This window comes from Amycolatopsis bartoniae (assembly GCF_014191255.1).
GTDB lineage: Bacteria > Actinomycetota > Actinomycetes > Mycobacteriales > Pseudonocardiaceae > Amycolatopsis_E > Amycolatopsis_E bartoniae.
The window spans coordinates 163,141-177,554 of record NZ_JACHWH010000011.1; the positions used below are offsets into that span (position 1 = coordinate 163,141).

11 protein-coding genes and 1 pseudogene are annotated in these 14,414 nt (G+C 71.4%); 4 read left to right on the forward strand and 8 right to left on the reverse strand.

Features of this window, described 5'->3' with window-relative positions:
- Positions 1-489: 489 nt before the first annotated feature.
- Positions 490-1,209 (reverse strand): hypothetical protein, encoded by a 720-nt coding sequence (locus FHX82_RS32445; RefSeq protein ID WP_183176975.1) that lies wholly within the window; start codon positions 1,207-1,209, stop codon positions 490-492.
- A gap of 135 nt (positions 1,210-1,344) precedes the next feature.
- On the opposite strand from FHX82_RS32445, the gene FHX82_RS37450 reads away from it, so the two are divergent.
- From FHX82_RS37450 to FHX82_RS32460, 4 genes and pseudogenes are all read left to right on the forward strand, one after another.
- Positions 1,345-1,740 (forward strand): site-specific integrase, encoded by a 396-nt coding sequence (locus FHX82_RS37450; protein ID WP_229881026.1) that lies wholly within the window; start codon positions 1,345-1,347, stop codon positions 1,738-1,740.
- A gap of 54 nt (positions 1,741-1,794) precedes the next feature.
- Positions 1,795-2,325, forward strand: a complete 531-nt coding sequence (locus FHX82_RS37455) for a tyrosine-type recombinase/integrase (protein ID WP_229881025.1) — start codon at positions 1,795-1,797, stop codon at positions 2,323-2,325.
- 573 nt (positions 2,326-2,898) lie between these two features.
- A pseudogene (locus FHX82_RS32455) lies at positions 2,899-3,214 on the forward strand (transposase); the annotation flags it as partial.
- Positions 3,215-3,257: 43 nt separating this feature from the next.
- Complete coding sequence (locus FHX82_RS32460; RefSeq protein ID WP_145932822.1) at positions 3,258-4,097, forward strand: S41 family peptidase; 840 nt, start codon at positions 3,258-3,260, stop codon at positions 4,095-4,097.
- On the opposite strand, the gene FHX82_RS32465 is transcribed toward FHX82_RS32460, so the two are convergent.
- The 7 genes from FHX82_RS32465 to FHX82_RS32495 form a co-directional block, all read right to left on the reverse strand.
- A complete protein-coding gene (locus tag FHX82_RS32465) occupies positions 4,033-5,622 on the reverse strand; it encodes an AMP-binding protein (protein ID WP_145932821.1) in 1,590 nt (529 codons plus the stop codon). The two genes, FHX82_RS32460 and FHX82_RS32465, sit on opposite strands and share 65 nt — an antisense overlap.
- Positions 5,607-6,851, reverse strand: a complete 1,245-nt coding sequence (locus FHX82_RS32470) for a cytochrome P450 (RefSeq protein ID WP_145932820.1) — start codon at positions 6,849-6,851, stop codon at positions 5,607-5,609. Before FHX82_RS32470 ends, FHX82_RS32465 begins: the two co-directional genes overlap by 16 nt.
- Positions 6,848-7,444: a GNAT family N-acetyltransferase gene (locus tag FHX82_RS32475; RefSeq protein ID WP_145932819.1), complete on the reverse strand. Its 597-nt coding sequence runs from the start codon at positions 7,442-7,444 to the stop codon at positions 6,848-6,850. The genes FHX82_RS32470 and FHX82_RS32475 overlap by 4 nt, the downstream gene beginning before the upstream one ends.
- Complete coding sequence (locus FHX82_RS32480) at positions 7,441-9,303, reverse strand: ABC transporter ATP-binding protein (RefSeq protein ID WP_145932818.1); 1,863 nt, start codon at positions 9,301-9,303, stop codon at positions 7,441-7,443. The genes FHX82_RS32475 and FHX82_RS32480 overlap by 4 nt, the downstream gene beginning before the upstream one ends.
- Positions 9,300-12,368: a lantibiotic dehydratase gene (locus FHX82_RS32485; protein ID WP_183176970.1), complete on the reverse strand. Its 3,069-nt coding sequence runs from the start codon at positions 12,366-12,368 to the stop codon at positions 9,300-9,302. Before FHX82_RS32485 ends, FHX82_RS32480 begins: the two co-directional genes overlap by 4 nt.
- On the reverse strand, positions 12,356-13,555 hold the full coding sequence (locus tag FHX82_RS32490; RefSeq protein ID WP_145932816.1) for a lanthionine synthetase LanC family protein: 1,200 nt from the start codon (positions 13,553-13,555) through the stop codon (positions 12,356-12,358). The genes FHX82_RS32485 and FHX82_RS32490 overlap by 13 nt, the downstream gene beginning before the upstream one ends.
- On the reverse strand, positions 13,552-14,414 hold an 863-nt coding region (locus tag FHX82_RS32495; RefSeq protein ID WP_183176971.1), incomplete at its 5' end, for a protein-L-isoaspartate O-methyltransferase family protein. The genes FHX82_RS32495 and FHX82_RS32490, both read right to left, overlap by 4 nt.

Sequence of the window (14,414 nt, forward strand, 5' to 3'; positions counted from 1 at the left end):
CGAACCCCAGCAACAACGGGACCCGGCCGCGGGAATGACAAACGCGCCCACTGACGCGATCGTGAGAAACCCCGGCTCCGCCCGGTACGCCCAGCCCAGCGCCAGCTCCCGCGCTGTCTTTCCGGTGAGCTTCTTCGCGATGCCCAACCCAACCAGCACCACCATCGCCGGCCCGGTGCGGAACGCCGTTTTGCTGCCCGCCGAGGTCCTCGACGGATTCGCCCGCTGCGCGCTCAACGAGGTCGCCGTGCAAGACGCCCGGCCCGGGCAGGCCCAGCTTCTCGTCGGATCGGCACGGATCCGGCCAACCAGCGTCCTCGGCAGTGGGCGTGGCAGTCGACATCGAGGACATCAGCTACTACGGCCATGACGCGTCGGCCTGGCTGCGGGTATCGCCTGACGGCCGCCCGTCACGGCGCGGTTGGCCGGCGACGCGCTGCCGAACCCGTGGCCCGACCTGAAAGCCACCGTCGCGGGCACCTGCCTCGCCTACCCCCTCGAGACCTGACCCGCCTGCCGAAATTCGCCCACCGGCCGGCCAGCGGGCCGTCGCAGGCGAAGCCGCGTCGGTGCCTCGGCTGGGCCATCGTGGTCCGTCAACGGTCCAGGCTCCAGCCGGTTGCGGACGCACGGTGGCAGGTTGTCGGCACGTCGATCATCCTGATCTCGAGCAAGGTCAACCGGTGGGCCCTGCTCGGTCTGGTCGCCGCCCAGTTCGCACTCCCCGCCCAGACCGCCCGCGACGTCCTGACGGCAATCTAAGCCGCGATAGCCCTCGCGGCACTCGTCCGCAACCGCCGGTACATCCTGGCAACACTTCTGGCGCCGTTCCGCCGTGCACGCGACGACGATCGCGGCGGCGACGAGCACGAAACCCGCGGCCGGCCGGCCACCGCCGCGACGGCCCAGTGACCACAGCGGCAAAGACGATGGACGACGTTCGTCAACGCACCCGTGCGTGGTGAGCAGTTGAGCCGGGTTCAGCGTCGCCACATCCGGTTTCTCGGCAAGCATCTTCGGTTCGCGCGGGCGGATATCGAGGCCATCGCCGAGATGAGCGCTATTCCGGCTTGAGTTTTGACGAACACGGAGCGTCCATAAGTTCGTCAATAACATGTAGCACCCATAACGGCGGGATTGAGAAATGGCCTTCGTGGAGAAGACCGGGAAGAATGCATGGCGGGTACGGTACTGGAGGGACGACGGCACCCACGGCTCCCTCACCGGTTTCACCGACGAAACCACCGCACCGAACAAAGCCCAAGAGATCGACGCCGACCAGCGGCGAGGGAAGTTCGTCGATCCGGACGCCGGCAAGGTCCTGGTCAGCGAGTGGGCGGTGTCATGGTTCGACTCGATCGACGTCGCACCCACTACCCTGGGCCCATCACGAACAACCACATCCTGCCGCGCTGGGGCACCACCGGCCTCAACGCCATCTCCAACCTGCAAGTCCGCTCGTGGGCCAAGAAACTCCGCGGACAGGGCTACGCGACCTCAACCGTAGCGACGATCGTGAAGATCCTGACCATGATGCTCGCCGACGCCGCCGACGAAGAACTCCTCCCGGCCAACCCGATCCGGCCCCACCGCCGAGGCCGCCGCCAGCACCAACGGCGACACGAACAACTCTGGGCCACACCAGACCAAGTCGTCGCGATCGCCCTGCAAGCCATCGCCCTCGCCGGGCTCTGGGCCGGAATCCTGATCAGCACCGCCGCCTGGACCGGCGCCCGCTGAGGCGACCTCGCCGGACTCCAGCGCATCAACACCCACCTCGACGACGGCGTCCTCGTGATCGACCCCGACATCGGCGCCCTGCACGAAATCAACGGCCACTTCGAATTAGGGCCACCGAAAACCGCCGCCTCTGCCCGCACTATCAGCCTGCCCCCCTTCCTGATCCAACTTCTGGCCGCCTATCTGGACACACACCAGCACCCGCACGTGTTCGTCACCGCCGAACAGCAACTGCTGCGTCGCTCCAACTTCGCCCGCCGCGCGATGCGCCCCGCCGCCGACGGGAACCTCGACACCGTGCGGCCACGCGTCCGGGTGCAGCCGATCGTGCCCGGACTGCACTTCCACGGCCTGCGCCACGGCCACAAAACCTGGATGATCGCCGACGGCATCCCCGAGGTCGGCCAAGCACGCCGCCTCGGCCACGGCATCCCCAACGAGATCCGCGAGATCTACTCCCATGTCTCGCCCGAGGTCGAAGCCCGCCTGCTCGACGCCCTGCAGCAACGCTGGATCAACGCCCTCGCCACGGTGCGTGCGAGCGAGGGCCCCGCCATCCCGCCGCCTCTGCTGCTCGCCGCCTGACACCCCACCACCACGGCGCCGTCAGCAGTCCGCAACCGCGCCGAACCGTCCTCAACCGACAGCAACCGAAACCGGTTTAGGCAGGTTCGCCGCCGTTGACGGCAGTTGCCAGAGGAGTGAAACCCGCGGCGGCAACGAGACACACCGCGAACACGAAAAAGCCCGCTGACCTGGGCTTTCACCCCAAGCCAACGGGCTCTTCAGACCGTCGGGACGACAGGATTTGAACCTGCGACCCCTCGACCCCCAGTGTCGCCCGCCGAATACCCTGACCTGGCGAAACAGAGAAATCAGTGTTCACGACCGGTACGTTGGGCTCACCTGAAGCACGTTCAGGTTATCTGCGGAACAGTTACTGCTCCAGTTTCGCTCCGGCTCCTTCGCGCCAAGCTCGCCGCTTCTGACGCCCTCACTGCCAGCGAGATTCAGACACGTCTTCTACCTGCACAAACGGAGAAACCGCAGGAAAAACGGTGTCGTTCAGCGCAGTTCGCTGCCGTTGAACGTCGTGTGTGCAAAATCAGCCCACCGCATGGCGACCACTGCGTTGCCGCCGTCGGCGTGGGGACGCAACACCTCCAGAGCAACAGTTTCCGCTACGCGGGCCGCCAGCACTGGGACGCGATCGCGAAGGCCCTCAAACCCGTCTGCACCGCCCCACCGAGGCGGCCGCCCGGGAGCGGTTCACCGAGTTCGCCGAGACCTGGGCCCTCCATACCCGGCCATTGTCAAGTTGTGGGACCACGCGTGGGCCGAGTTCGTGCCGTTCCTGGCGTTCGACCCCGAGATCCGGCGGGTGATCTGCTCGACCAACGCGATCGAGATCGTCAACGCCCGCACCCGCCGCGCCATGAAGGCCCGCGGACACTTCCCCAACGAGCAAGCCGCGCAGCCGGGGCCGCACGCGGCGAGCGCGCGGGCAGAATGGCGGAGTGGACTCGTTCGACGCCGCCGTCGAGGCGCTGCGGCTTCTGCGGCATGAGGCCTACTACAGCGACCGCGTGGACTGGCCGGTCGTGGAACGCCAGGTGCTGAACCGGGCGAAGGCCGGCGCTCCGCTCGCACACGCGCTCCGATCGGCGTTCCTGGGGCTCGGCGACCGGCACAGCCACCTGCGCGTGCCCCGCGACCGGGCGTCGGCGGCGCCGGTGCTGCCGGAGGGACACGCTCTGCGCGGAAACCTCGGATACCTGCGTCTCCCGCCGATCTCGGTCGGCGATCAGGAAGACGGCAGGACCTACGTGCGCACGGCCTGGGAAGCCCAGCGGTGCCTCATCGGGGCCGTTGGGTGGGTCCTCGACCTGCGCGGCAACAACGGCGGCACGATCCATCCCATGCTCGCCGCCGCAGGCCCGCTGCTCGGTCCGGACACGTTCCTGTCCTACCGCCGCCGAAACGGGTGGGGCGCCCGGTTCACCTACCGGCCGGGCGTGTTGCTCGCGTCCGGCAGACCCGTTCTGGAGGTGCCCGGGCCACCGCCCGACGCGAGCGGCAGTCCCGTGGTCGTGCTGCAGGACCAGCGGACGGCCAGCGCCGGCGAGGGGGTGGCCATCGCGTTCCGCGGCCGGGAGGCGACCCGCAGCTTCGGCACCCCCACCGCCGGTGCTCCGACCGGCACCCTCGCCCATCCGCTCCCCGACGGCTCGACACTGGTCGTCGCCGTGGCAGTGGCTGTGGACCGCCTCAACCGGGAATACGCCGACGCGCTCACTCCGGACGGGCAGAGCGCGCAGCCATTGCACCGGGCCATCGCCTGGCTCGCGGATCGGTGACGGGCGACCTGCGGCAGGCTCTCTTGTCGACCTTGCCCAGCGCCGTCAAGGGCAGCCGGTCGACGAAGTCCACGAACGCCGGTTCGTACAGCGCACCGAGCCGCTCCCGCACGAGCAGCCTCAGCCGGCGAGCCAGATCCGGGTCCTCTGCCGCGACCACGAACGCCCGGATCACCTCGCCGAGCCGGTCGTCCGGGTATCCGACCACCGCGGCCTGCCGGACCCTGGGATGTGCCAGGAGCACGTCTTCGACGAGCCGGGAGTACACAGTGGTCGCGTGCCGCCCCGTGATCACCACGTCCTTGATCCGGTCGACGACGTGGAGGAATCCGTCGTGGTCGAGGAAACCGACGTCCCCGGTGCGGAACCAGCCGTCGGGTGAAGCCGGTTCGACGCCGGCCGCGTTCCAGTACCCCCACATGACCATCGGGCCCCGCACCCGGATCTCACCCGGCTTCCCCGCGGGCTGCTCGTGGCCGCCGTCGTCGCAGATCCGCACGTTCACAAAGGGGAGCGGCCGTCCGCACGACGACAGCCGACCGGGAATCGCCGGATCGTGCCCGGCCGGTCCCAGCGCGGCGACCATGCCCGTCTCGACCGAGCCGTAGATCTGTTGCAGCACCGGCCCCAACAGGTTCAGGGCCTGTTCGAGCCGCGCCGTGGCCGTGCACGAGCCGCCGTAGGTCACGCAGCGCAGCGTGCTCAGGTCGGTGTGCGCCGACGCGGGGTGGTCGAGCAGTTCGTACAGCAGCGGCGGCATCAGGAACGTGGAGTTGATCCGGTTCCGTTCGATCGCCGCCAGCACCGAGTCCGCGGTGAACTCCGGCATCGTCACGACCGTTCCTCCGCGCAGCAACGCGAGCAGGATGCCGAGCTGACCGCTCGCGTGCCCGACCGGCAGGCACGCGAGGTGCCGGTGCGCGTTGCCCCGCGACATGGCGGCCATCCGCCGGACGGTCTCGTAGAAGCCGTGTCCGTGCAGCACGAGCTTCGGCCGTCCGGTCGTGCCGCCGGTGTAGAACACCGTGCGCACGTCACCCGCCTCGCCGACCGCATCGGACGGCAGCTCCGGTGCCCGCGCAGCCGCCTCGAGCAGATCGGGGTGCGTGGACTCCCCCAGGGTCAGGACGTGCGCTCGGGGCAGGTGAGCGCACAGGGACGCGCCGCGCGCGGCGAACCGCTCGGTGTCGTACACGAACGCGGAAACACCGGCCAGCCGCAGGAAGGCTGCCTGCTCGGCAGCCGCCACGCCCGTCGACAGCCAGACCGCGCGCGCACCGAGCAGGTGCAGTGCGAACTGCAGCAGCGTGGTCTCCGGCCGGTTCCCCGCGAGCACCGCGACCCCGTCGCCCCGACCGACACCGTGTGCGTGCAGCGCCGAAGCCAGCCGTACGACCAACGCACGGGCCTGCTCGAAGGTCATCGAGCCGGCCGGGCCGCGGAACGCCTCCGCCTCGCCCAGCTCGGCGAACCGGCCGAGCAGCAGGCGGACGTAGCTCGGCCGCCCGTTCACCGGGGTGCGCACGGCAACCGCTTGATCCCGTTGATGAAGCTCGACACCAGCCGTTCGGGCGTCCCTGTCGCGTGCACCTCGGGCAGGGTGCGCAGGAGCTTCCCGAACAGGGCGGTCATCTCGGTCCTGGCCAGGTGGGCACCGAGGCAGAAGTGCGGCCCCGGTCCGCCGAACGCCACGTGCGGGTTGGGCCTGCGAGCCACGTCGAACTCGTCCGGCCGGAAGAAGACCGCCTCGTCGCGGTTGGCCGACCGGTAGTACAGCCGCACGCGCTCACCTGCCCGAAGGGTCCGCCCCCGCAGCTTGTGGTCTCGGGTGAGCTGCCGCGCCATGTAGTTGACCGGGGAGGCGCACCGCACGACCTCCTCGACGGCCGTGGCCCCGTACTGATCGAAGTCGCGCTGGAGCAGTACCCGCTGCCCGGGGTTGTTCGTGAGCAGCACCAGCCCTCCCGAGATGGCGTGGCGGGTCGTCTCGTTGCCCGCGACGAGCAGGAGGATGAAGAAGGACCCGATCTCGGCGGCCGTGAGCCGGTCGCCGTCGCGGCCGGGACCGGTGAGCAGGGAGATGAGGTCGTCACCGGGCTGTCGTCGCCGGTGGGCGGCGAGGTCCTGCGCGAGCGCGTGCAGGTCGCGCACCGCCCCGAGCAGGACTCCGGCCGCTTGTCCGGGATCCGGGACGTAGTCCGGGTCCACGCCGGACAGAGCGGTGTTCGACCGCTCCAGCACGAAAGGCCGGTGCCGCTCGGGCACACCGACCAGCTCGCAGATCACCTCGAGCGGCATCGGCGCGGCCACGTGCGCCACGAAGTCGCAGGGCCCGGCGGCGGCCAGCTCTGCCACCAGCCGCTCCGCGGTGGTGGAGATGTAGGACCTCAGGCGAGCGACCAGTTTCGGCGTGAACGCGCGGGACACCACCGTGCGGAGGCGTGCGTGCCGCGGGTCGTCCATGTTGATCATCGAACCGAAGTACTCGGCGAAGCCGGCCGGCGTGCGCGGGGTGGCGCCTTCCCCGGCGGAGGAGAAGACCTCGGGATGCCGGCTTGCTTCGACGACATCGGAGTGCCGGACCAGTGCGTAGAAGGTGTTCTCCGTCCCACCGGGTCGCGGCATCTCCCGGTAGCCGGCCGGGTGGGCCAGTGCCCGCAACCGCCGGAACGCCGCGTCCCGCTCGGCCACGGGACGACGCCAGAAGGCGAGGTCGGACAGGTCGGTCCCCGCGGCGATGCCCGCCCCGGTCACCGCTGCCCCACCTTCTCCCGCAGCCGGAAGAAGTTCCCCCGGTCGACGACGAGGAGGAACACGTCCCAGTACCGGCCGCCGAAGTACTCGTGCTCCCGCAGCACGCCCTCGATCTCCGCGTAGCCCCGGTCCAACAGCGCCCGGTACTGGGCGAAGCTGTACTCGATGGACCGCAGGTACAGCTTCCGCAGGGGCAGCACCGCGAACAGGTAGTCGGCGAACAGCACCGCCGCGTTGACCCCCACGCCGCTGCCCGCGTGCCTCGCGTCGATCACGACGCCCAGGTGCGTGTGCCCATTGCTGTAGTTGATGTCGTAGGCGACGAGGTAGCCGAACGGCTCGCCGGTGGTGACGTCTTCCGCGATGTAGGGGATGATGTTGGGCCGGTTGAGGTTGGTCCGCACCGTCTCGAGCGTGGGAGTGCGGCCGCGGAAGATCCAGCGGTAGGAGATCTCGTCGTCGCCGAACAGCTGCCACAGGAACGGCACGTCGTCGTTCCCGGCGGGCCGGATGCGGGTCGCGCTGTTCTGCCGGCGTAGCGGTGTCAGATCGGGCGTTTCGGTTTGCGGTGGCGCCGAAAAGAGCGAGGTCATGCGGGCTTCCTTTCTCGCGGGACGAGCGGGTCGGCGTCGATCCGCCGCTGGGTCCTGAACAGCGCTGCGTAGTAGCCGTCGCGCGCGGTCAGCTCGTCGTGCCGGCCGCGCTCCACGAACCGGCCGTCACGCAGGACGAGGATTTCGTCGGCCTTCATCACGGTGGACAGGCGGTGAGCGACGACGACGAGCACCCGGCCGGGCTTCGCCGCCAGCAGGTCGCGCTGGATCCGCTCGTCCATCACGGCGTCGAGGTGGGACGTCGCCTCGTCCAGTACCACGACGTCGGCACCGCAGAGGAGCGCGCGGGCGAGTGAAATCCGCTGCTTCTGGCCGCCGGAAAGGCGGAAGCCCCGCTCACCGACGATGGTCCGGTAGCCCTGCGGCAGCTCGGCTATGGTCTCGTCGATCCCCGCCGCGGCGCACGCGCGGGCCACCTCGTCCGCCGAGGCGTCCGGGCGCCCGTGCCGGATGTTGTCCACAATGGACCCGCTGAACAGGAACGCCTCCTGGCTGACCAGACCGACACGGCCGCGGACGAGCACTGGGGGGAGGTCGGCGAGATCAGCACCGAAGAGGCGTACCGTCCCGCCGATGGGCCGGAACAGCCCCGCCAGCAGGTATCCGATGCTGGTCTTGCCCGCACCCGACTCGCCGACGATCGCGATGCGGTCGCCGGGCCGGGCGCGAAGGCTCACGTCGCGCAGGATCCACGGCGTGCAGCCGCCGGTGATCACCGGCAGCAGGTCGCCGTCGCCGTCCCCGGGACGCACCTCCGGATACCGGAACCACACCCGGTCGAGCTCGACGACGGCCCGTTCGTCCGCGCGCTCCCGCGTGCCGGGCGCCGGTCCGGCTCCCGGCACGGTTTCCGGCGTCTCGAAGTACGCCTTCAGCCTGCCCAGCGCCACGGCCGAGCCCAGGATCTGCATCCGGGTCCGGGCCAGCCGGGTAACGGGCTGGTAGCTCTGGCCCGCGTACTGGGCCAGAGCTACCAGGGTGCCCAGCTGGAGCTGTCCCTGGATCGCCTGCCTGCCGCCGAGGTACAGCACCGCGAGGATGCCCAGCCCGCTGCTGATCGCGAGGATCCCGTAGTAGGCCCGGCTGAGCACGGCCGCCCTGATCCCGTACCGCCACACGGCGTGGGATCGGCGGCCGAACGCGGCGGCCTCCCGCGCCGGCTCGCCGGAGGTCCGGATGAACAACGCTCCCCCGGCGTTGAGCCGCTCCACCACGAACGAGGTCAGCTGCGCGTTCGCGCCGAGCTGCCGTCGGGACTGTTCGGCGATCCGCGGCGCGAACCAGCGGTCCGCCAGCACCACGAACGGCATCACCGCGAGCACGACCAGCGAGATGACCGGGCTCAGCCACAGCATGATCCCCAGGGTCACGGCGAACCCGATCACCGACGCGCCGGCCGAGCCACTGCTCTGCAGGATGCGCTGCGCGGTGCGGATGTCGACGGTGAGCCTGCTGGCCAGGCTCCCGCTGCGGCTGTGCACGAAGAACGCGAAGGGCAGGCGCAGCGTCTTGGCGAAGAACCGCTCGCGCAGCGCTAGCCCGAGCCCCTCGGTGATTCGCGACTGCAGCCACTGGTCCGCGACGCCGGCGACGGCCAGCAGGAGGTAGACCAGCGCGCCGAGCCCCACGACCAGCGCGAGGTCCCGGAAGTCGCGCCCGGGCAGCACACTGTCCAGCAGCATGCGCACCAGCAACGGCGGCACGGCCCCGAGCAGTCCCAGCGCGACACCGGACAGCTGCTTGCCGACGAACCGCCAGCGGTCTGTTGTGGACAAGACCGACCAGGCGAAGCGGAATGCCTGGTACTGCGTGAAAGAGCCCTCGCCGGAAGCCGTCATCGGCTTTCTTCCCGCACCGGCTGCCGGGTCGTCCGCAGCGTCCGGTCGTGGGCACGCCGCAGCGTCGAGTAGGTGACGACCTCCCAGAAAGTGGGCTTGTGCACGAACAGCCGGTTCGCGTGCATGTGCAGCAGGCTGGAGACGACGGCCGACAACACCTCGGGTGCGAGCAGCGTCCGCAGCCGCTCGGTGACGGGTGTGATCCGGCGCGCCCACTCGTCCACGGCGGGGTCGGCAGCCGGGACGAGCCGGGCCCGGTCGAACCGGCCCGCCTCGACTGGGGCGCTGTCCGCTCCGTGCCGGGCCGCACGCGCCTTCTCCAGCCCCGACACCAGCCGCCGCCGCTCCTCGAGCGGGAACCCGGCACCCTCCAGCAGGCGGTCCATCGCGGCCACGGCAGTACCGAGCCTGCTCATTTCGCCGACGCGGTTGAGCCCGACTGCGAGGTCGCTGTCTGCGGCGAAAACGTGTTCCGCCAGGACGAGCCCCCGTGGACCGCCGTAGCGGTCGCTCTCCGGCCGGTACTCGTCCACGACCGACCGGTCCCAGTAGCGGTCGAGCTCGTCGAGGGTCCGCCACAGCTCGGGCAGGAACTCGCCCCACAGCTCGCGGGGCCGGCCCCGGAACCGCAACCGCAGGTGGTGGTCGGGATCGGCGTAGCGAACGAAGAACCACCGGCGCACCACGCCAGCCTCCCGCGCGGACCCGATCAGCGGGGCGGCCGCCGCGAGCAGGTCGTCGAGCCGCTCCGGGCGGCCGTAGAGCTTGACCGAGGCCCAGGGCGAACCGGGACCGTACCGCGGCAGGGGCCCGTGGGGGACCCTGCCGCGGACGGACCGGACCGCCCGGTGTTTCCGCGGTGCGGCCGGGGCCGAGGGCCGGTGGAACGGCAGGACCAGTTCCGCGGCGCGCAGGTCCGGTGCCGACGTCTGCCAGCCGTCCGGTTGGGGCCAGGGCTCCTGCACCACGACGCGGGATTCGCCCTTGCCCAGCTCCCGCCGCAGGATCTGGAGCCCTCGCGCGGAGGCGGTGTCGACCAGCAGCTGGTTCTCCCCCGCGCCGGCGGCGAGGAAGCGCGGCAGCTCCGAGGCCCCGGTTCCGCAGCGGCACCGCGCTTCGAGGGCGTCCACCGTCTCCGGGCCGAGGCTCCACTGCCGCGGGGCCAGGACGACGTCGCCGGCCGTGATCCGCGGCAGCACCGGCAGACGCGACCAGGAGCGCCACGACCAGTGCCGTGGCTGGGTGGCCTGACCGGACAGCAGCGTGAGGAAGGTCGCCATCGGGTAGGTGCAGCGGTGGGGCACCACCGCGGACGCCACGCTGGGCAGCACCCGGCGGCCCAGGCGTTCGCTGAAGACGCGGATCTCCCCGTCGGCCACCCGGATCACGAGGTCGTCGACGGGCAGGGACACGAGCGGACGGCCGAACACGTCACTGCCGCGGGCCGGCGGGCCGAAGTCGACGACGACCTGGCGCAGCGGCGGCCGCTGCGCGATGTTGTGCGAGCGGCCAAGGCAGGGGCACCGGATCTCGACGCGGACCAGGTCCCCTTCGCCGGACTCCTCGGCGGCGACAAACCGGCGCAGCACCTCGAGGAGGTCGTCGCTGAGGGACCCGAACCGGCCGATCAGCTGCAACCCCGCGCTGAAGTTGCGGAGGTGGAACGGCTGCGGGCTGTCGCGCACGGGTGCCGATCTGACGAACGCGACGAACGCCGGCGGCAGCTGGGCGGACGCCTCCTTCAGCTCCGCCTTCGAAAGCAACGGCAGGACGTCGACCTCCGGCCCGCGCTCGAGCAGTCCCAGCGTTTCGACCGTCCTGGTCCAGGCGGGCGGGTCCTCGGCGGTCCTCGGTTTGCCAGGGCTCGTCGCGGCCGTGACGTCGAAACCGCTGCCGGGCAGGAAGAGCTCGGCCAGGCGCACCGTGTGCGAGTCGCTGTAACGATCGGTGTACCAGCGGGTCACTGCGCCCAGCACCATGCTCGTCGCCACCGGGTTGATGGCCGCGAGCGCGCTGCACGCGGTGAGGACGGCGTTCTCGGCCGGAAGCCGGTCCGGTACCGGAGCGGCGAGGACGGCGTCCACGTGCAGATCGGGCGGGCCGTGCAGCTTCGCCAGTGCGGCGCGCAGCTCCCGGTAGCGGTGTGGCTCGACCGGCCGGTCGGCCGGGGTGCGGGCGAGCAGGTCCTCGACCTCGGACAGCTCTCCCGCCACCGTCCGCCACCCGGCCCACGTCGCGTCGCCGCGTGCCGCCAGGTCCCGGACGGTGTCCCGCAGCACCTGCCACGGAGCCGGCGCGGTCTCGACCTCCGCCAGCTCCGTCACCAGCACTCCGTGCCGGATCATGTCCAGCACGAAGCGCGCGGCGCTTTCGGGTGCGCAGCCGGCTTCGGCAGCTACGAGCGCGACCACCTCGCGAGCGGGGCGGAACGAACCACACTGGGCGAGCACCGACCGCATGAGCGGCACGTGCCGCGTCACAGCCAGGCCGCTGCCCGAGTTCTCGTCGCGGCGGAGCACGATCAGCTCGCGCTGCCGCGAGTACACCGAGCGGCTGGCTGCCACGCACAAATCGAGCAGCGCGTCGTCCTCGGCGGCGAGTTCGCCGCACAGCGCGGCGCACCACGACGCGCTCGGCCGGATCACCCGCCGGATCACCCCGAGCCCCGCCGTCCGTGGCTCTCCACCGGCACCCACGACGCCGACTCCGGCGAAGACCCCGAGCGGGGTCGGCCGGTACCGGCACCGCAGACCGTACCGGTGGAGCGCGTCCAGGAACCGTTTCGCCTTCGCCGGGCTGGCGGTCCCGCCGAGGAACCGGTCGACCTCGGCGCTCAGCGCCGGTGAGGCGACCTCGATCGCCTCGCGCACCAGCGGGTCGTCCAGCACCACGGCCACGGCCTGCCGGTCGTCGCGATCGCAGGCGGCCAGGAGCCGGTCGGCGAGACCGGGATCGATCAGCGACAGCCGCGCGACCACGGCCGATGCGACGTGGTGACGGCCGCCCGGCACCGCCGCCCGGCGCCGCAGCGGAGTAACCGAGGAGGGATCTGTCAGGAGAGGCATAGCACCATGTCCCATCGAGGTTCGCTGTCGCTCAGCGCGGCGTGCAGGGTGAGCGCGACTCCGGCCGCGCCCCGCAGGAAACCGGCGCCGAGTTCCGGTCCGCCCGGGCGGACCACGCCGAGCAGTGCCCGCGCGAGGTCCGCGAAGCGCTGCTGCCGGGTCGTGTTGTAGAGCCGGCAGGCCAGGAGCAGGAGGCCGGCGACTCCGTGGCAGATGCCGGGTTCCATCCGCGGCTCCTCGGCCAGCCCTCTTTCCAGCGCCCGGGCGGCGATCCCGGGCCACTCGCCGGAGGCGAGCCCTGCCGAGACCGCGGCGAGTGCCAGGGCACTCGCAGCGCCGCAGTCGCCGTAGCACCACGCCTGGTTGGTGCCGTACTGCACCCCGCGCTCCCCGGTGAAGGTCGGGAACCGCGGCCGGCCGGGAGCCGGCGCGGGCAACGCGGCTCGCGAGCGAGCCAGGTGACCGGCGGCCGCACGGAACCGCCTGCGCTCGGCCTCGAAGCGCGCGAGGCAGGCCGCCGCGCCGGGAATGCCGTGCGCAACCCCCCAGTCGTGGTAGAACTCGCCCGCCACGTGGGGAGGACGGCGCCGGTACCCCGACCGCGGGGTCCGCCAGGTTCCGGGCGCGTCCTGGTTCGCGGCCAGCCAGGAGGCCGCGGCCTCGGCCAGGCTCGGGTCCCCGCAGGTCCGGGCGAGCAGCCGCCCGAGCACCAGGACTCCCGTCGTTCCGAAGACGAGATCGAAGTGCGACGGCGCATCCGGCTCCATGCTCGCGGCCATGCGGCTCGCGGCGGCGGTGACGCCGGGAACCGTCCGTGGTGCGCAGTCCGCGAGTGTCCACAGTAGACCTGAGTGGCCGGTCAGCAACGAGACGTGGTACTCCGGCGAACGCTCGAGGAAGCGCCAGAGCGCGACGATGCTCGCCTCCCGGACCTCCGCCGCCCGGCCGCCGTCCGCGCCCATCGGTGCGGCCGTGACCGTGTCCGCCAGGACCGCAATTCCCGCCAGACCGCCGCTGAGCGCCACCTCCCCGAGCCGCCGACTGTCCTCCGGCCTGCCGAGTAATTCTTCGGCGTGCCCCAGGGCTTCGGCGACGAGCGAGCGGTAGAGACCGAGCGCGCCGGGCCACTCACGCGTGGCGCCGACCGGAAGCCAAGTTCCTCCAGCCGTCGCGCCTTCCGTACTCATCGGCCCTCGGCCAGCTCGACGACCTGCTCCGCCGGACCCCGCCGAAAACGCCAGGAATGCCCGTCGCCACGCGGACCACCCGGCGGGCCCAGCCGCAGCCGGTACTGGCCGAGCGCGGGGCGGCCGCAGGAGTGCCAGTGCTCGACTGCCTTCCGCAGCCGGTCCGCCGCCGAGTGCGCGGTGCCACCGACGTAGAGGCTGGTGCCGCACAGCAGTGCCGCTCCTTCCGTGGCAGGGAGTCCGAGCCCCGCGACCAGCTTGCGACCGAGGCTGCCGCCGCTGAGCCGGACCGCCCTGGCGTCCGGCACGTCGAGACCGGCGAAGAAGAACAGATCGGCGAGCCGGTCCGGCTCGACACCGAGGTCCTCCTCGGCAACGGCCTCAGCCGCGGGCAGCCGGACCGCTTCATACGGGGGAACATCGCCGCCCAGTCCGGCACCCGTCGCGCCCATGAAGTTGGCCGGCCCGGCGAGGCGGCCTGTCCACGATCCTCGCCGCGGCTCGGGCACCAGCTCGGTCAAGGGGTAGGTCGCGCCGTGGGAGAGCGGAACGAGTGCACGGCCTCCACCGCTGAGTTGGTCCCACCAGGTACCGGGCACGACGCGGCAACCCGCCGTCGCGACGAGCCGGTCGTACGGCGCCCCGGGGAGGTGGCCGTCGGCGCCGTCACCGCCGACCACGTCGACGGTCGTGAACCCCAGTGCGCCGAGCCGTTCCGCGGCGGTGGCAGCGAGCTCGGAGTCCGTCTCGATCGTGACGACGTGCCCGCTCGCACCTGCCAGCCGGGCCAGCAACGCCGCGTTGTACCCGGTGCCGGTACCGATCTCCAGCACCCGCATGCCTTCCTCTACGGCGAGCG

What these genes read in the sequence shown, in the direction of transcription:
- FHX82_RS37450 (WP_229881026.1), top strand. Translation starts at nt 1,345, where the DNA reads ATGGTTCGACTCGATCGACGTCGCACCCACTACCCTGGGCCCATCACG.
- FHX82_RS32475 (WP_145932819.1), bottom strand. Translation starts at nt 7,444, where the DNA reads ATGACCTCGCTCTTTTCGGCGCCACCGCAAACCGAAACGCCCGATCTG.
- FHX82_RS32480 (WP_145932818.1), bottom strand. Translation starts at nt 9,303, where the DNA reads ATGACGGCTTCCGGCGAGGGCTCTTTCACGCAGTACCAGGCATTCCGC.
- FHX82_RS32485 (WP_183176970.1), bottom strand. Translation starts at nt 12,368, where the DNA reads ATGCCTCTCCTGACAGATCCCTCCTCGGTTACTCCGCTGCGGCGCCGG.
- FHX82_RS32490 (WP_145932816.1), bottom strand. Translation starts at nt 13,555, where the DNA reads ATGAGTACGGAAGGCGCGACGGCTGGAGGAACTTGGCTTCCGGTCGGC.